This window comes from Pseudomonas sp. BNK-30 (genome assembly GCF_047456185.1).
Classification (GTDB): domain Bacteria; phylum Pseudomonadota; class Gammaproteobacteria; order Pseudomonadales; family Pseudomonadaceae; genus Aquipseudomonas; species Aquipseudomonas putida_E.
Genome location: NZ_CP179904.1, coordinates 1,075,488 through 1,094,314 on the forward strand (window position 1 = coordinate 1,075,488; position 18,827 = coordinate 1,094,314).

An 18,827-nucleotide genomic window follows, 5' to 3' on the forward strand; every position below is an offset into this window, starting at 1 on the left:
GTTAGGCAGCCCCGAGCCATCGACCAATTGAACGCAAATGAAAAAAGTTATCAGTTTTTTTCACGTTCGTGCGTCTTACCTGTAAGCCGCTGAAAACGCGTCGCTCGAACGCGTAAGGCCCTTATAGAAACGGTACGTCGAGACCGTCACCTACACACTCATAGAACAGTCGGAGTCAGTTGCGCACATGAAGTCCAAACGTATGCGAAACAAGGGGGCAGCCTTGGCCGCCGGGCCATCGAAGTGGAGCCTGCGGGCTTCGGCGCTGGTGCTGAGCCTGGCCATGGCCCATGCCCATGCCCAGCCGGTTGCGGTGGACATCGCAGCCCAGCCATTGGACCAGGCCCTGATCGCCCTTGGCCAGCAGACCGGCCTGCAGATGGTCTACTCGCCCGACCTGGTCAGCGGCAAGCGTGCACCCAAGGTCAGCGGCACCATGGAGCCGGACCAGGCCCTGGCGCAACTGCTGGAAGGCGCAGGCCTTACCTACCGCATCGAGAACAATTCGGTCCTGTTGATCAGCACCGACACCAGTGATGTCGGCGCCGGTGCTCTGGTTATCGGCGAAACCACCATCATGGGCCAGGGGATGGGCCAGGCTACCGAGAACACCGGCTCCTACACACCGGGCCTGACCAGCGTCGGCTCGAAGAGCCCGACCTCGTTGAAGGAAACCCCGCAATCGGTATCGGTGATCACCCGCCAGGTCATCGAAGACCGCCAGTTCACCGACATCAACGATGCGATGAAGGCCGTGCCGGGTGTGACCGTGCAGAGCAACACCTTCCGTATCCAGGACTTCTATTCGCGCGGCTTCCCGATCCAGAACATCCAGCTCGACGGCGCCGCCCCCATGGCGTTGGGCACCACCGCCGGCAGCTTTTACGCGTCGAACATCTACGACATCGCCGAGTTCGACCATGTCGAAGTGCTGCGTGGTGCCAGCGCACTGTTTGGCGGCACCGGTGACCCGGGCGGTATCATCAACCTGGTGCGCAAGCGCCCGCTGGACTTCTACCAGCTCAAGTTCACCGCCTCGGCGGGCAGCTGGGACAACTACCGCAGCGAGCTGGACGTGACCGGCCCGCTGGGCTTCGATGGCAAGCTGCGTGGCCGTATGGTGGTGGCCTACCAGGACCGCCAGTACTTCGTCGACAACCGGGCCACCGACAAGCCGTTCTTCTATGGCGTGCTTGAAGCCGATGTCACCGACGACACCATGCTCACCGCAGGCTTGCGTTTCAACAAGGTCCACGAGACCGGCACCGCCTCGGCCGTGCCACGCTACAGCAACGGTGCAGACCTTGGCCTGCCGCGCCATACCGGCCTGTCTACCACTTGGGCGTACGCGGACGGCTTTTCCCGCGAGTATTTCGCCAAGATCGACCATCGCCTCAATGATGATTGGAAGCTCAACCTCAGCTACACCAACATCTACGACACCATCACCACCAACAACGCCACCACGCTGGGCTCTGTTAACCCGGTCACCGGCACCGGCGTGACCCGCTACGGCACCTACAACACCCAGTGGAGCGAGCAGAACCTCTGGGACGTCAACGTCTCCGGCGACTTCAGCATGTTCGGCCTCGACCACCGCCTGGTGGTGGGTGGCGACTATCAAGAGATCGACAGCCGCTGGCGCGGCACTGGCCGCTTCACCACTGCCGGCGGCCCGGTCAATGTATTCGATCCCGATTCCACCCCATGGGATGATCCAGGCGCCCGGCCGGTCATCAGCCGCGACTACAAGCCCAACAGCCAGACCCAATACGGCCTGTACTCGAGCCTGCGCCTGCAACTGGCCGAGCCGTTGCACCTGATCGTCGGTGCCCGTGCACAGCGCTACAAGTTCGACCAGACCTACCAGACGGCAGACGCCACCGGGTCGACCTGGACCCAGCAGTCGCGGGTGGACATGCGCGAACCGACCAAAGTCACCCCGTTTGGCGGCATCGTCTATGACCTGACGGACGAATGGGCGGCCTATGCCAGCTACGCCGAGATCTTCAAGCCACAGCAGAACCTGCTGGCCGGGCCTGCGACCTCTGGCAGCACCCTCGACCCGATGACCGGCAAAACCTACGAGACCGGCATCAAGGGCGAGCTGTTTGGCGGTGCGGTCAACACCAGCATTGCGCTGTACTACACCAAGCGTGAAGACCAGGCGGTGCAGGACCCGAACTACCCGTTGAGCCAGGTGGCATTCGGCGGTAACTGCTGTTACGTCAATGGTGGGGAAACCATCAGCAAGGGCATCGACATGGAAATCTCCGGCGAAATCCTGCCGGAATGGATGATGATGGCCAGCTACACCCTCAACATCAACAAGAACCGCGACACGGGCTCTGCGCTAAGCACCGTCACGCCCAAGCACATGGCCAAGCTGTTCACCACCTACCGCTTGCCGGGTGTGCTGAACGACTTCCGCGTCGGGGGTGGCGTGGACATCCAGAGTGCGACCAAGGTCAGCGGCACCGCAGCGACCTACGACAGCCTGGGCAACGTAGTGCAGTCCGATGTGCCTTTCGAATACCAGCAGAGCGGTTATGCGATCTGGAACGCGATGGTCGACTACCGTATCGACGAGCACTGGAACGTGACCCTCAACGGCAACAACCTGTTCGACAAGAAGTACTACCAGACCGTCGGTACCTCGACCTACGGCAACTACTATGGCGATCCACGCAACTTCATGCTGACGGTACGGGCGACGTACTGATTTCAGTCAGCGCAATCAGGGCTGCTGCGCAGCCCATCGCCGGCAAGCCAGCTCCCACAGGTACAGCGCAGTTCTTGAGGTCTGCGCTGTACCTGTGGGCCGGCTTGCCGGCGATGGGCCGCAAAGCGGCCCCAGATTCGCATCAGGCCAGCACCTGCTCCAACCAGCATCCTGCCGCGGCATACACCTCGCCAGTCGCTCCGGTGATCCCCGACATGCGCAGAAAGTCGTGGGTCAGCCCCGCCTCTATGCGCAGGGTGGTCGGTGTCCCGCTCGCCTCAAGCTTGCGCGCATAGTCCAGGCCTTCATCGAACAACGGGTCGTACTGGGCCAGGTTCACATACGCCGGCGCCATGGCCGGCAGCGCCGGGTGCAGCAGAGGCGAGGCGCGCCAGTCATTGTGCGCCTGGGCGGCGCCTAGGTAATGGTCATAGAACCAGTCCAGTGTGCCGCTCTCCAGCAGATAACCCTCGGCATACCGCAGGTGCGAGGCGCGCCGGGTATTGCTTTCGGTCACAGGGTAAAACAGTAGCTGCGCTTTCACTGCCATGGCCTGCGGGTGTTGCGCGGCTTCGATCGCCAGCACCGTGGCCAGGGTTGCCCCCGCGCTGTCGCCGGCCAGCACCAGCGCGCTCGGCAGGCCCAGTTCGGTGGCGCTGTGCTGCAGCCAGTTGGCGGCGTCCTGGCAGTCGTGCAGGGCCGTAGGGAACGGCTGCTCCGGCGCCAGCCGGTAGTGCGCAGCGAACACCGCATAGTCACCCAGGCAGGCCAGGCGCCGGCACACGCAGTCATGCGAGTCCAGGCTGCCGACCACATAGCCACCGCCATGCAGGTAGAGCAGGGTGGCCTTGGGCGTGACGCCCGGGCGCACGTAGAGGCGGGCGGGCAACTGCGCACCATCGCGGCAACTGAACTGCAGGGCGCGCACCTCGACGTGGGCGGGAGGGTCGGGGTCGAGCAGGCGCGAGGCGTTTTCAAATTCCGCCCGCGCCTGGGCGATGCCCAACTGATGCATGGGCTGGCTCTTGCCCGTCAGGCGGCCGAGGTCGGCCAGTTCCAGGAACGCTTCCAGATCGCCATCCAGGGACATTCGGGTTTCCTTCACATTGTTGGATAAGGGCCCGGCCGCGCAGGGCGGCCGGGCGCAGGCTCACAGGGTTGGTGCGGCCACCGGCTGCAGGCGGTGAAGCACGGTTTCGAGCAGTGCACCATGGCTGACGATGGCGTAGTGATCTGCGGCCAGGCACTGGCTGGAGTGGATCGCGTGGCGCGCTTCGAAGGCCTGGCAGACGCCCGCTTCGCTGCTCTGTGCCCACCAGCAGTCCAGGCTGGCGCGTACCGCAGGCAGGGCGTGCACTTGCAGCGACAGGGCCTTGAGGGTCATGGCCACGGTAAACGTGCGCGCCAGATCCTCGCTGCTTTGCAGGCCGTCCATGGCCTCTGCGCCCAGGCTCCGCTCGATCAGTGCCTGCAGCTGCGTGGCATCGGCATTGGCCGCTACCGGGAACAGCGGCAGGCTGTCGGCCGGGCGGCCACTGACCACGGCGAGGAAAGCGCGCAGGTCGCCGCCGCAGTCTTCGTCCAGGGCCGCACCTGGCTCACCCGGTACATACGGGTCAACCAGACCAAGCAGGTCGATCTGCTGGCCCTGGCTCTCCAGCTCGCGGGCCACCAGCAGCGCCAGGGTGCCACCCAGCGACCAGCCCAGCAGGCGGTAGGGGCCTTGGGGCTGCTTCTGGCGGATGTACTGGGCGTAGTCGATGGCCATGGCTTCGAGCGACTCGTCCTGCCACTGGCGGTCGAGCAGCATGCGGTTCTGCAGGCCATAGACACTGCAAACGCCGTCCAGCCGCTGAGCCAGTGCGCGGTAGTCGAACACCGTGCCGAAGCCTGCATGCAGGCAGAACAGCGGTGCCTGGCGTTCGACCTTGCGGTTGAGCAGCAGCAGTGGGTCGAGCGCCGCCTGCTCGCGCGCCTCGGCCGGGCACAGTTCGGCGATGGTCGGGCGGGCGATCAGGTCGCGCAGCTTCAGGTTCAGGCCCAGTTGCGGTTGGTTGCGCAAGCGCGAGAGCACCTTGAGCACACCCAGTGAATCGCCCCCCAGTTCGAAGAAATGATCACTCACCCCAACCTGCTCCAGGCCCAACACATCGGCCCATATCGCCGCCAGCGCACGCTGGCGGTCATCCGCCGGTGCCTGGTACTGGCGTTCGCACATGAGAGGCTCGGGCAGTGCGCGGCGATCGACCTTGCCATTGGGGGTTAGCGGCAAGGCATCGAGCACCATCAGTTGCGCCGGTACCATGTAGTCCGGCAGTACCTGGCGCAGGTACTCGAGCATCGGGATGACAGCCCGCTCGCCGTCGCCACGTACCACGTAACCGACCAGCTGCTTACCGTTGGCACCCTCGCGCGCCACCACCACGGCATCGAGCACGTTGGCGATATCGCGCAGGCGCGCCTCGATCTCACCCAGTTCGATGCGAAAACCGCGGACCTTCACCTGATTGTCCAAACGCCCGAGGTAGTCGAACACCCCGTCCGGGCGCTGGCGTACCAGGTCACCGGTGCGGTACAGGCGCCCGCCAGTGGCGCTGAACGGGTCGGCGACGAAGCGCTCGGCACTCAGCCCCGGGCGGCGGTGATAGCCACGGGCAAGGCCCTCGCCACCGATGTACAGCTCGCCGGCCAGGCCTGCCGGCAGCGGGTTGAGGCAATCATCCAGTACATGCAGCGTGCGGTTGCCCACGGCCACGCCAATGGGTGCATACACCGCTTCGCAGCGCGCCGTCACCGGCACCTTCCACAGCAGTGGGGTGACCACGGTTTCGGTAGGGCCGTAGCCGTTGGTGAGGTACTGCGGTTTGAGCACCTGCTTGACCTGCTCGAAGTTGGCATCGGCCACTGCATCGCCGCCGAAGCAGTAGATGCGCACAGGGGGCGGGGCCGGTTGTGCCTGGCCATATTCGGCCAGTTGCTGAAGATAGGCCGGCGGGAAGCAGGCGATGCTGATGGCCTCGGCATGCAGCACGTCCCAGGTCTGCTGCGGGGTCCACAGGGTGTTGCCACGCACCACCAGCAAGCCCCCGCTGATCAGGGTCGACAGCCAGCGCTCCTGGGCACCGTCGAAGGCGAACGACATGAACAGCAGTTCGCGGGTCGACGGGCCCATTTCATAGCGTTCGATGATCGCCTGGCAGTGCATGCGCAGCGGGCCTCGGGCCACGGCCACGCCCTTGGGGTTACCGGTGGAGCCGGAGGTGTAGATCATGTAACTGAGCTGATCGTCCAGCGCCTGCTGTTGCGGCGCGTGACGCTGCGCGGACAGCTCGCACCGGTCCAGGTCCAGGCGGCGCTCGGGGGCGATGCCCAGGCGCTCGCCGATAACGCTGTCGGTCAGCAACAGGGCCACGTCGGCGTCGCCGATGATCCACTGCAGGCGTTCGGCGGGGTAATCGATGTCCAGCGGCACATAGGCCGCGCCAGCCTTCATCACCGCGTAGAAAGCAACGATGGTGCGCACCGAGCGGTCCAGGGCGATGCCCACCCGGTCCTCGCGCCCGATACCGCGTTCGAGCAGGGTCCAGGCCAGGCGGTTGGCCTGCTCTTCCAATTGCCCGTAGGTCAGTTGCACCCCGTCGCAGCGCACTGCCACCTGGTCTGCACGCTCCTTTGCATGACGGTCGATCAGGCTGGCCAGGTCATGCTGTGCTGTATCGCAGGGCTGTGCGTGTGGCTGCACGACGGTGTCGAGCAGGCCGAGCGTGCCGACTGCCGCCTCGGGGTGGCTCAGCAGGCGTTCGAGCAAGGCTTCGAAGTGGCGGCGGATGGCCTGCACCTGCTGCGCCTGGAAATGGTCCAGGCGGTAGAGGAACTCGATACGCAGGCGGGTATTGAGGTGCACCGCCAAGTCCATCGGGTAGTTGGTGACGTCGCGCAGTTGCGCTTCGCCGAAACGCAGGCCGGCGGCACCGGCCGATTGCAGGCGTTCATCGATGGGGTAGTTCTCGAACACGATGATGCTGTCGAACAGCGCCTGGCCGTTGCTCTGGGCCCAGCGCTGGATGTCCACCAGCGGCGTGTGCTCGTGGTCGCGCACTTCCAGGTTGCAGGTCTGCAACTGTTGCAGCCAGTCCTGCACCGCTTGTGCCGGGTGCGGTGCCTGGATGATCGGCAAGGTGTTGATGAACAGCCCCAGCAGGCTGTCGGCACCCGGGAGGCTGGCCGGGCGACCGGACACGGTGGCGCCGAAGCACACGGTCTGTTGGCCGGTGTAACGTTGCAACAGCAGCACCCAGGCAGCCTGCACCAGGGTGTTGGGGGTTACGCGCAGGCGCTGGGCCTGCTCGCGCAGCCAGGTGGTGCGCTGCTCGTCCCAGTGCAGGTAGAGCGCGCCGTGGCCTTCCTGGGCGCTGCGGCTGCCGGCCGCACCGGCCAGCTGGGTGGGGGCCTGCAGCTCGGCCAGGCGTGGCCGCCAGAAGGCTTCGCTGGCCTGTTGCGCCGGCGCCTGCAGCCAGCGGATGTAGTCGCTGTAGCGGCCTTGCTGAGCCGGCAACGGCTGGCCGGCGTAGCACTGGAACAGTTCACCGAGCAGGCGTGACTGGCTCCAGCCATCCATGAGGATGTGGTGGCTGGTCAGGATCAGTTGGTGGCGCTCGTCATCCAGGCGCACCAGCAACAGGCGCAGCAGGGGCGGGGCGAGCAGGTCGAACGGGCGGCGGCGCTCGGCTTCGGCGGCGGCGGCCAGGCGCGCCGGCTCGACGGCCTGGCCACGCCAGTCCAGCTCCCGGGCGTCGAGCTGGCCCTGGCGCAGCACCACCTGCAGTGGCTCGCTCAGCTGCGGCGCCTGCCAGAAGGCACTGCGCAGCATCTCGTGGCGCTCCACCAACCGGCCCCAGGCGGCGATGAAACGCGGCGCCTCCAGGCCTTGGACCTCGACGCTGGTCTGGTTGATGTAGAAGTCCCCGGCACCGGCATCCTGGGTGTGGAACAGCATGCCCTGCTGCACGGTGGACAGCGGGTAGATGTCCTCGACCTGGTCGCAGGCGAAGGGCAACAGGGCCAGCTGGGCCTGGCTCAGGCGGGCCAGCGGCACGTCCGAAGGGGTCAGGCCCCGGCGCACGCCCTGGCCGCACAGGGCCACGACCTCGCGCAACTCGGCGGCGTAGTCATCGGCCAGGCGCTGCAGTTGAGCCGGCTCGAACATGCGCTGGCTGAAGCTCCAGTTCAAGCGCAGCTCGCCGTCGAACACCTGGCCATTGAGTGCCAGCCAGTTCTGCAGCGGTGCATCGGCGCTGTGTTCGCGGCCTTTGTCTGCCGGGATCGGCCGCATCAGCGTGGCGGCATCGTCGTTGCCACTGTCGAACTGGCCCAGGTAGTTGAAGGTGATACGCGCAGCGGGCAGCGCGGCCAAGGCCTCACGTATTGCCGGGCTGGCGAAGCTGCGCAGGGCACCGAAGAAAGCCCCTTTGCCCGGCAGGGCGCGCAAGTGTTCCTTGGTCAGCATGATCGCTTCGGCCAGCGAGCTGCCGGCGCTGATGCGGGCCGGGTAGAGGCTGGTCAGCCAGCCGACGCTGCGGGTCAGGTCGGCCTCGAAGTCGGCGAAGGCTTCGCGGCCATGGCCTTCGAGTTCCACCAGATGGTCTCCGGCGCCGGTCCAGCGTTGCAGCACGCGGGCGAGGGCGGCCAGCAGCAGGTCGTTGATCTGCGTGCGGTAGGCGGCCGGGCAATCCTTGAGCAGGCGCGTGGTGGTCGCGGCATCCAGATGGGTGGTGACGCTGCGGCTGTCGCGCAGGCGCAGCGCAGCGTCGGCATCGATCACCGGCAGCGTGCTGTCGATATCGGCGCACTGGCGTTGCCAGAAGGCGGCTTCCTGCTCCCCGGCCGGGCTCTGTGCGTGCGCTTGCAGGCGCAGGGCCCAGTCCTGCACCGACAGGGTGCGCGGTGGCAGCGCGCAGGCCTGGCCGGCAGCCGCCTGGGAATAGGCACTTTGGAGGTCTTCAAGCAGGATGCGCCAGGACACACCGTCAACGGCCAGGTGGTGGATCACCAGCAGCAGGCGCTGCTCACCGTCGACCACCCCCTGCACTGCGCGCAGCAACGGGCCTTGGGCCAGGTCGAGGCTGCCTTGAGCACGGTCGCACAGGCCCTGCCAGCTGTCGCCCTGGCTTGGCTCGAACAGCCAGAGCACGTCGTCGTCGGGCACGTGCGGGGCAAAGCGTGCCTGCCACTCGCCTTGCACCTGGCTAAAGCGCAGGCGCAAGGCATCGTGGGTGGCCAGTAGCGCAGCGAGTGCCTGGCGCACCTGGGCCGGGGCCAGCGCCTGGTTGGCCTTGAGCATCACCGACTGGTTCCAGCGCTGCGCCTGCGGTACGGCCTGGGCGAAGAACTGCTGTTGCATCGGCAGTAGCAGGCTGCGACCGCTGGCGGGCAGGTACGCGGCTTCGCGCGGTTCGGCCTGGGTCAGGGTGACGTGGGCCAGCGTGCGCACGGTCTGGTGGCTGAACAGGTCTTTGGGGGTGAAGTGCAGGCCGTCGCGTCGAGCCTGGCTCACCAGTTGGATGGACACGATCGAGTCGCCGCCCAGCTCGAAGAAGTTGTCATCAATGCCCACGTGCTCACGCTTGAGCACCCGCTGCCAGACCTGCACCAGGCGTGCCTGCAGTTCATCTTCGGCGGCGCTGTAGCTGGCCTGTGCCTGCGCCAGCCCCGGGGCGGGCAGGGCCTTGCGGTCGAGTTTGCCATTGGGGCTCAGCGGCATGCGCTGCAGGAACAACCACTGGTTGGGCACCATGTAGTCGGGCAGGTGGGCCAGCAGTGCCTGGCTCAGTTGCTCGCGCTCCGGCAGCGGTGTGCCGGCCTTGGCCACCAGGTAGGCGACCAGCTGGTTGTCCACGGCCAGCACGGCGGCCTCGTGGATGGCGGGTTGCTCCATCAGGCGCGCTTCGATCTCGCCGAGTTCGATGCGCAGGCCGCGGATTTTTACCTGGTGGTCGATGCGCCCGCAGTACTCGATCACGCCATCGGCGCGGTAGCGCGCCAGGTCGCCCGTGCGGTACATGCGTGCGCCAGGCTGGAACGGGCAGGCAACGAAACGCTCGGCGGTCAGTGCCGGGCGTTGGTGATAACCGCGGGCAAGGCCCACGCCGCCCAGGTACAGCTCACCGATGACGCCCGCGGGTTGCGGCTGCAGGCCGGCATCGAGGATCCAGCAGGCCAGGTTGGCGATCGGTTTACCAATCGGTACGCCGGTCTTGCCCTCGTCACGGCAGGTCCAGTGGGTGACGTCGATGGCCGCTTCGGTGGGCCCGTACAGGTTGTACAAGCGGGCCTGCGGCAGTTGCGCGAATACTTGCTGCTGCGCCTCCACCGGCAGTGCTTCGCCACTGCAGACGATGCGCTGCAGGCTGCTGCAGCGGGCAACCTGGTCGTCGAGCAGGAAGGCCTGCAGCATCGAGGGCACAAAGTGCAGGGTGGTGACCTGATGCTGGACGATCAGTTGTACCAGGCGCGCCGGGTCGCGGTGGTCACCCGGTGCGGCGATGGCCAGGCGGGCGCCGGTGATCAACGGCCAGAAGAACTCCCACACCGACACGTCGAAGCTGAAGGGGGTCTTCTGCAGCACTGTGTCGCTGGCATCCAGGCCGTAGGCCGCCTGCATCCACTGCAGTCGGTTGGCCAGGGCCTGGTGGCTGTTACCCGCGCCTTTCGGGCGGCCGGTGGAGCCGGAGGTGTAGATGACGTAGGCCAGTTGCTCGGGCGCGCACGGCAGCTGCGGATCGTGCTCGGGCTGCGCAGCCAACGCCTGGTCGAGCAGGAGCACGGGCAGCCGGGGCGGCAGCGGCAGGCGATCGCGCAGGTGCGACTGGGTCAGCAGCAGGCCGATGCCACTGTCTTCGACCATGTAGCTCAGGCGCTCGGCGGGGTATTCCGGGTCGAGCGGCACGTAGGCGCCGCCGGCCTTGAGGATGGCCAGCAGGCCAACCACCAGTTCCAGGCTGCGCTCGGCGGCGATGCCGACCGGCGTGTCCTGGCGCACGCCTTGGGCGATCAGGGCGTGGGCCAGCCGGTTGGCCTGACGGTTGAGCTGGGCGTAGCTCAGCGCGCTGTCGCCGAACAGCAGTGCGGTGGCATCGGGTGTGCGGCGTGCCTGGGCTTCGACCAAGGCATGGATCGACGGCGTGGCAGGGTAGGCGTGGGTGGTGGCGTTCCACTGGGTGAGCAAGCGCTGGCGTTCTTCATCGGCCAGCAGTGTCACCTCGCCAAGCGCCTGCTGCGGGGCATGCACCACTTGCGCCAGCAGGCGCAGCCAGTGGTCGCCCAGGCGTTGGATGGACGTGTGGTCGAACAGGGCTGTGGCGTAGGTCAGGCTCGCACTCAAGCCCTGGGCGTCCTCAAAGGTGTTGAGGGTCAGGTCCAGCTGCGCGGTCTCGCCTGCCAGTGGCAGCGGCTCGATGGCCAGGCCGTGGCCGAGGGCCGTTTCGTTCGGCTGGGGCGCGCCGACCTGATGGTTGAACATGACCTGGAACAACGGGTTGTGGCTGAGGTTGCGCTCGGGCTGCAAGGCCTCGACCAGTTGCTCGAAAGGCAGGTCCTGGTGGGCCTGGGCCTGCAAGGTGGCGGCTTTGACCTGGTCGAGCAACTGCTCGAAGGACAGGGTTGGCTGGCACTGGGCATCGATGACCAGGGTGTTGACGAAGAAGCCGATCAGGTCTTCGGCCTCGACCCGGTTGCGGTTGGCGCTGGGCACGCCGACGCGGATGTCCTGCTGGCGGGTATAGCGGTGCAGCAGGGCCATGAACGAGGCCAGCAGCACCATGAACGGTGTGGCCTGGCGTGCCTGGGCCAGCTGGCGCACGGCCAGGGCCAGGGCCGGCGGGATGGCCAGCGGCAGGCGCGCACCGTCGAATCGCTGCACGCTCGGGCGTGGCCGGTCCAATGGCAGTTCCAGCACTGGCACTGCGCTGCCCAGGCGCTGGCGCCAGTAGTCGAGCTGGCGTTCCTGCTCGCCGGCTTCCATCCAGTGGCGTTGCCAGATGGCGTAGTCGGCGTACTGCAGCTGTGGTTCTGGCAACTGGCTGGTCAGGCCCTGGCTGAAGCGGGCGTAGCAGTGGGTCAGCTCCTTGACCATCACCTGCATCGAGCGGCCGTCGCTGATGATGTGGTGCTGCACCAGCAGCAGCACATGGTCATCGCTGCCCACTTGCAGCAACTCGGCACGCAGTAATGGGCCGCAGGCCAGGTCGAAAGGTTCACGTACCCGCGCCTGGATATGGGCCTGTACGGCCTGCTCATCGAGCGTGGTGAGCGTCAGTGCCAGCGCGACGGTGCTGTCGACCTGCTGCGCGACGCCTTGCTCGTCTTCGATGAAACGCGTGCGCAGGCTGTCATGGCGGCGCACCAGCGCCTCAAGGCTGGCCTGCAGCGCAGCGACGTTCAGGGCGCCGCGCAGGCGCAGGGCGCAGGGGATGTGATAGGCGCTGGCCTGGCGGTCGAACTGCCAGAGGAACCATTGACGTTGCTGGGCGAACGACAACGGCAGGCGGTCGAACGCTTCACGTACCTGAGGGATCGGCAGGCTGGCCACCGACAGGCCTTCCTCGCGCATCTTCAACAGGTACTGCCGGCGCTTTTCCAGCGGCAGCAGGACAAAGCGCTTGGCAATTCTCGAAGCGGCAGTGCTGTCCATCAGTGTTCCTCCATTTCGTCGAGCCAGGCTTCGAGGGTGTCGAGCTTGTTTTCATCGACCGCAGTTGTAGTGGTGTCCAGTTGAAGCGCCAGGGCTTGAAGGGTCGGATGCTGGAACAGGGCCTGAGGGGTCAGCTCGCGGCCCAGCTCCAGCTGGATGCGCGAGACCACGTTGATCACCAGCAGCGAATGGCCGCCCAGCTCGAAGAAGTCGTCGTCCAGGCCCACGGCCTGCACGCCGAGCACCTGTTGCCAGATGCCGGCCAGTTGCTCCTGCAACGGTGTGTGGGGGGCGCGGAAGGTGCGTTGGGCGTTGCTGTCGGCTGGTGCCGGCAGGGCACTGCGGTCGAGTTTGCCGTTGACGGTCAGGGGCAGCTGTTCGAGCCACATGCAATGGGCCGGCACCATGTAGTCGGGGAGCTGCGCCTTGAGCGCGGCGCGCAGGGCGCCGGTGTCGCCGCCCTGGCCTGCATGCGCCACCAGGTAGGCGAGCAGGCGGGTGCCGGCGGGCCCCTGGTCGGCGATCACCACTGCCTGCGCCACCGTCGGCTGCGCTAGCAGGCTGGCCTCGACTTCGCCCAGTTCAATACGGAAGCCGCGGACCTTCACCTGTTGGTCGATGCGCCCGATGTATTCGAGGGTGCCGTCGCTACGGCGGCGCGCCAGGTCGCCGGTGCGGTAAAGGCGGCTGCCGGGCTGGGTGGAGAACGGGTTGGCGATGAAGCGCGTGGCGCTCAGCCCGGCGCGGTTGAGGTAGCCTCGGGCGAGGCCCGCCTGGCCGATGTACAGCTCGCCGACGCAGCCCGCCGGAACCGGCTCGAGTTCGCCGTCGAGCAGGTAGCCGCTGAGGTCGTCGATCAGTTCGCCGATCGGGCTCACCGTGCGGTTCAGGTCATCCAGGCCAATCGGTCGATAGGTGACGTGCACAGTGGTTTCGGTGATGCCGTACATGTTCACCAATTGTGGCCGCTGTGCGCCGAAGCGCTCGAACCAGGGGCGCAGTGCAGCCACGTCGAGCGCTTCGCCGCCGAAGATCACAAGGCGCAGGGCAAGGTCTGCCGAGGTGGCGCTGCACGCGGCCTGGGTCAGTGGTTTGAAAGCCGAAGGTGTCTGGTTGAGTACGCTTACACGCTCGTCCACCAGCAGTTGCAGGAAGCCCTGCGGGTCGCGGCTCAAGGCCTGCGGCACGATCACCAGGCGGCCTCCATGCAGGAGCGCACCGAAGATCTCCCACACCGAAAAGTCGAAGGCAAAGGAGTGGAACAGGGTCCAGACGTCATTGTGGTCGAAGCGGAACCAGCGATCGCAGGCACTGAACAGCCTTAGGACATTGCGCTGGCTGAGCAGCGTACCTTTGGGCAGGCCGGTGGAGCCGGAGGTGTAGATGATGTAGGCGAGGTTGTCGACGCTGCTGCGCGGCGCGGGATTGTCCACCGGCTGGTCGTCGTAGCCGGCCTCCAGGTTCAGGCGCAGCAGCCCGTCGTACTCTGGCAGTTCGGCGAGCAGGCCTGGCTGGTCGAGTAGCACCTTGATGCCGCTGTCGCGGACCACGAAAGCCAGGCGCTCTGCCGGGTGCGCGGGGTCGAGCGGCACGTAGGCGCCGCCGGCCTTGAGGATGGCCAGCAAGCCGACGATCATCGCGAAGCCGCGCTCTGCCACCAGGCCCACCGGCACCTCGGCGCCCACGCCCGCCGCGATCAGGCGGTGTGCCAGGCGGTTGGCGCGCTGGTTGAGCTCGGCGTAGCTCAAGGCCTGGCCCTGATAGCGCAGGGCAACAGCCTGCGGCTGCCGTTGTACCTGGGCTTCGATGCGTGCCGCCAGCGCTTGCGTTTGTGGGTGGGCGACCGGCGCGCCGTTCCAGGCGTCCTGGACCTGCAAGCGTTCGGCCGGGTCCATCAGGGCCAGTCGTGCGAGCGGCAGCCCTGGCTGGGCCAGGGCCTGTTCGAGCAGGTTCAGCCAGTGCCTGGCCAGGCGTTGCAGGGTGGTGGCGTCGAACAGCGTGCGGTCGTAGGTAAAGCTGGCGCTGAGGCCGTGTTCACCCTGGGCCGTGCTTAGCGCCAGGTCGAACTGGGCCTCCTGCGGCTGGCTGTCCAGTGCCTCCAGGTGCAGCGCACCCAGTGGCGCGGCATCGGCCGCCTGGTGGTGGTTGTACAGCACCTGGAACAAGCCCTGTTGCGGGCCGCGCTGGGGCAGCAGGGCTTCGAGCAGTTGCTCGTAGGGCAGGTCCTGGTGGTCTTGGGCTTCGACCATGGCCTGGCGGGTCTGCGCCAGCAGCCCGGCAAACGACAGGTCGGCCGTGCAGTCGGCGCGCAGCACCAGCGTGTTGACGAAGAAGCCGATCAATTGCTCGGTTTCCAGGCGGTTGCGGTTGGCCACCGGTACGCCGATGCGGATGTCCGGCTGGCCGGTGTAGCGGTGCAGCAGGGCCTGCCAGGCCGCCAGCAGCACCATCGGAACTGTCGCCTGGTGCGCGCTGGCGAAGCGTTGCACGGTTTCGCCCAGTGCCGTGGGCAATACCAGATGCAAGCGTGCTGCCGGGCGCTTGGCGTTGTCGCGACGGGGGTGATCGCAGGGCAGCTCGAGCACCGGTTGCTCGCCGGCCAGGCGTGTGCGCCAGTAGGCCAGCTGGCGCTCGCGCTCGCCGTCATCCAGCCAGCGACGCTGCCAGGCAGCGAAGTCGGCGTATTGCAGTGCCAGTGCGGGCAAGGCCTGGCCTTGATAGAGCGCGCACAGCTCGCGGACCATCACCTGCATCGACCAGGCGTCGGAGACGATGTGGTGCTGCACCAGCACCAGCACGTGGTGGTCGGCCGCCAGGCGCGCCAGCCCTACACGCAGCAGCGGGCCGTTGGCCAGGTCGAAGGGCTGGCCGAGCAGGCCTGCGATAAAGGCTTGGCACTGGCTCTCTTCAAGTGACTGGCACTGCAGGTTCAGCGACCAGGGGGCGAGGATGTGCTGGCGCGGCCGTTCACCTTCGAGGGTGAAGCAGGTGCGCAGCGCTTCATGGCGGGCAATCAGCTGGTCGAATGCTCGGCTCAGGGCGGTGACATCCAGCGGGCCGCGCAGGCGCAACACGCTGGGAATGTGGTAGGCGCTGCTTTCTGGGGCCAGCTTCCACAGCAGCCACTGGCGCTCCTGAGCGTAAGACAGCGGCAGTTGGTCACGCGCGGTTTGCACCGGCAGGGCCAGCGGCGTGGCCCTTTGCAGCTGCGACAGGGCCTGGCAGAAGTCGCCCAGGCGCGGCTGGTCGAACAGCAGGCGCAGGGGGAAGTTCAGCGCCAGCTCATGGCGCAGGCGCGAGACTGCCCGCGCCACCAGCAGCGAATGGCCGCCCAGGGCGAAGAAATCATCACCCAGCCCGACGCGTTCGGCCTTCAGCAGCTCGGCCCAGGTGGCCGCAACCTGGCGTTGCAGGTCAGTGGTCGGCGCCAGGTAGCGAGCCTGCGCCGGGCTTTCATCGACCACCGGCAGGGCCTTGCGGTCGAGCTTGCCGTTGGGTGTCAGCGGCATGGCCTGCAACAGGTGCAGGCGTGCTGGCAACATATAGCCCGGCAGTTGCTCACGCAGCGGCGCCAGGCAGTGTTCGGTGAATGCCTGGATGTCGGCGGGCCTGCTGGCGGGTACCACATAGGCGACCAGTTGAGCGCCATCGACGCCGTCGCGGGCGACCACTGCGGCTTCGCGCACCGCGTCCAGGGTGAGCAGGGCCGCTTCGATCTCGCCCAGCTCGATGCGAAAACCACGGATCTTCACCTGATGATCGACCCGGCCAAGGAAGTCCAGGCTACCGCTGGCGTGGCGGCGCGCCAGGTCGCCGGTGCGGTACAGGCGCTCGCCGGGCTTGCCATAGGGGTGCGGCACGAAGCGTTCGGCGGTCAGGCCGGGGCGCTGGTGGTAACCCTGGGCCAGGCCGTCGCCGCCGATGTACAGGTCAGCCGGCACCCCCGGGGGGCTGGGCAGCAGGTTGCCGTCGAGCAGCAACAGGCCGGTGCGCTCGATCGGCTGGCCCAGTTCGGGGCGGGCGCTGGCGCGGGCCAGTGCGTGGCGCGCCGACCAGATGGTGGTTTCGGTCGGGCCGTACAGGTTCCACAGCGCGGCGCAACGGGCCAGCAGCCTTACCGCCAGGTCATCGCCGAGCGCTTCCCCGCCGCATAGCGCGGTCAGTGCAGGCAGGCGTTGGTCGGGGTCATTGTCGAGCAGCATGCGCCATGTCGACGGGGTGGCCTGCAGCACGTCGACGTGCTCGCTGATCAGCAGGTCGAGGATTGCCGCCGGGTCCTGCACGGTGTGCTTGTCGGCCAGCACCATGCACGCCCCGGTGCACAGTGGCAGGTACAGCTCCAGGCCGAAGATGTCGAAGGAGCAGGTGGTGATGCTCAGCAGGCGCTGGCCCGGGTGCAGGCCGGGGGCTTTGGCCATGGCCGCGACGAAATTGGACAGTGCGCCATGGGGCACCATCACGCCCTTGGGGTTGCCAGTCGAACCGGAGGTATAGAGCACGTAGGCCAGTTGCTGCGGTGGGCAGTCCAGGGCCAGGGCCGGTTCGGGCTGGTGCGTGGCCTGCAGGTCGAAGTCATCGAGCAGCAGTACCTGCTGGCCTGGCGTTGGCAGGGCAGCCAGCACCGAGGCCTGGCTCAGCAGCAGGGGGGCGCCGCAATCTTCAAGCATGTAGGCCAGGCGTTCGGCGGGGAACTGGGGGTCCAGCGGCACGTACGCCGCGCCGGCCTTGAGGGTGGCCAGCAAGGCGACGATCAGCGGTGCGCCGCGCTCCAGGGCCACCGCCACTCGCTCGCCCGGGCGGATGCCGGCGGCTTGCAGCCGGCGGGCAAGGCGCTCGGCGGCGTTGTCGAGGGCGCGGTAGCTCAGGTGCGAGTCGCCGGCGACCAGCGCAACGGCCTCGCCGTGGCTGCGCGCCAGGCGTGCGAACTGCTGGTGCACGGCCAGGCCGTCGAGGGCATCGCCAGCGGGGCCCTGTGCGGCCGCCAGCCACTGTTCACGCTGCAAGGCAGGTTGCGCATGAAGCTCACCGATAGCGCACTCGGGGTGGTCGAGCATGGCCTGGAGGATGGCCAGCCAGTCCTCGCCCAGCCGCTCAGCGGTGGCTGCCTCGAACAGCGCGGCATCGTAGTCGAGGCTGATGCCGAGCCGCTCGCGACCCGCCTGAACGTTGAGGCTGAGGTCGAACTTGGCGGCAGTCGGCGCACTGGGCAAGGGCTCGATGTGCAAACCTGCGAAACCGGCCGGGGGCTGCTCGGCATTGTCGCTGGTCCAGTTGAACAGGCAGTGGAACAGTACGCCGTTGGTGCTGTGGCGTTGTTCGGCAAGCGCTTGCTCAAGCGGATAGTCGGCATGTTCCAGGCACGCCAGGGCGTGCTTGCGCACCTGCTCGAGCAGGCCGGCCACGGACTGGCGCGGGTCCAGGCGTGCCCGGTGGATCTGGCTGTTGACGAAAAAGCCGATCAGGTCCTGTACCTGTTCCTGGGTGCGCCCGGCATTGGGCACACCAACGATGAAATCCTCCTGCCGGGCATGGCGGCCAAGTACCAGTTGCCAAGCGGCCAGCAGCACCATGAACGGCGTCAGGCCATTGGCCCGGCAGGCTGCCTGCAGCTGGCTGAACAGCGCGGCGGGCAACGCCAGGGTGCAGGTCCCGGCGGCGGTGGCGGGGCGGCTGTCGCGCGGGTGATCGGTGGGCAGTTCCAGCCGTTGCAGGCCACCTTGCAGGTACTGGCGCCAGTAGCTGGCGGCGCGTTCGTGGGCCGGGCTGGCCTGGTAGACGCCGCGCTGCCAGTGGGCGAAGTCCAGGTACTGCACCGCTGGGCGAGGCAGCTGACAGTCACTGCCGGCGCAGGCGTTGGCGTAGGCCTGCGAGAGGTCGCGCAGCAGCACCGGATTGGACCAGGCATCACTGACGATGTGGTGGCTGGTCAGGGCCAGCACATGGCGTTGCGCGCCCAGCTGGTACAGGCAGGCGCGCAGCAGTGGGGCCTGGGTGAGGTCGAACGGGGTGGCGGCTTCGGTGTGCAGCGCCTCGCGCAGCACGTGCTGTGGTTGGCTGCGCAGGTCGACGCAGCGCAGGTTCAGCCGCGCTGCGCGGTCGACCTGCTGGCGTGGCTGGCCCTGCACCTCGTTGATGCGGGTACGCAGGATGTCGTGACGGTCGATGACCCGGTCCAGTGCCTGTTGCAGGTCTTGCGCCTGCAGCGGGCCCTGGAGCAAAAAGGCGCGCGGCTGGTTGTAGGTGGCGGCATCGGGGTCGAGCTGATCGAGCAGCCACAACTGCTCCTGGGCGAACGACAGCGGCGCGTGGTCGGCGCCGTGGGCAACGATGCCGGCAGGGGCAGCGGCGGTTTCGTCGAGCTCGCAGAGCAGGGCCAGCAGCGCGTCATCGGTGGATTGGTTCTGGGGTGTCATCTCG

General features: G+C 67.2%; 4 protein-coding genes. 1 reads left to right on the plus strand and 3 read right to left on the minus strand.

Features of this window, described 5'->3' with window-relative positions:
• Positions 1–187 precede the first annotated feature (187 nt).
• Positions 188–2,722 carry a TonB-dependent siderophore receptor gene (locus ACMGGN_RS05000; RefSeq protein ID WP_080952081.1) on the plus strand — a complete coding sequence of 845 codons (2,535 nt, stop codon included), beginning with the start codon at positions 188–190 and terminating at the stop codon, positions 2,720–2,722.
• A gap of 142 nt (positions 2,723–2,864) precedes the next feature.
• Here ACMGGN_RS05000 and ACMGGN_RS05005 read toward each other — a convergent pair whose 3' ends face one another.
• From ACMGGN_RS05005 to ACMGGN_RS05015, 3 genes are read right to left on the minus strand one after another with little or no spacing between them, the layout of a single operon-like run.
• Positions 2,865–3,812 (minus strand): alpha/beta hydrolase, encoded by a 948-nt coding sequence (locus ACMGGN_RS05005; RefSeq protein WP_414156500.1) that lies wholly within the window; start codon positions 3,810–3,812, stop codon positions 2,865–2,867.
• Positions 3,813–3,872: 60 nt separating this feature from the next.
• On the minus strand, positions 3,873–12,410 hold the full coding sequence (locus ACMGGN_RS05010; RefSeq protein WP_414156501.1) for an amino acid adenylation domain-containing protein: 8,538 nt from the start codon (positions 12,408–12,410) through the stop codon (positions 3,873–3,875).
• The gene (locus ACMGGN_RS05015) at positions 12,410–18,823 is read right to left on the minus strand and encodes an amino acid adenylation domain-containing protein (RefSeq protein WP_414156502.1); all 6,414 of its coding nucleotides are present in this window, start codon (positions 18,821–18,823) and stop codon (positions 12,410–12,412) included. Before ACMGGN_RS05015 ends, ACMGGN_RS05010 begins: the two co-directional genes overlap by 1 nt.
• Positions 18,824–18,827 lie beyond the last annotated feature (4 nt).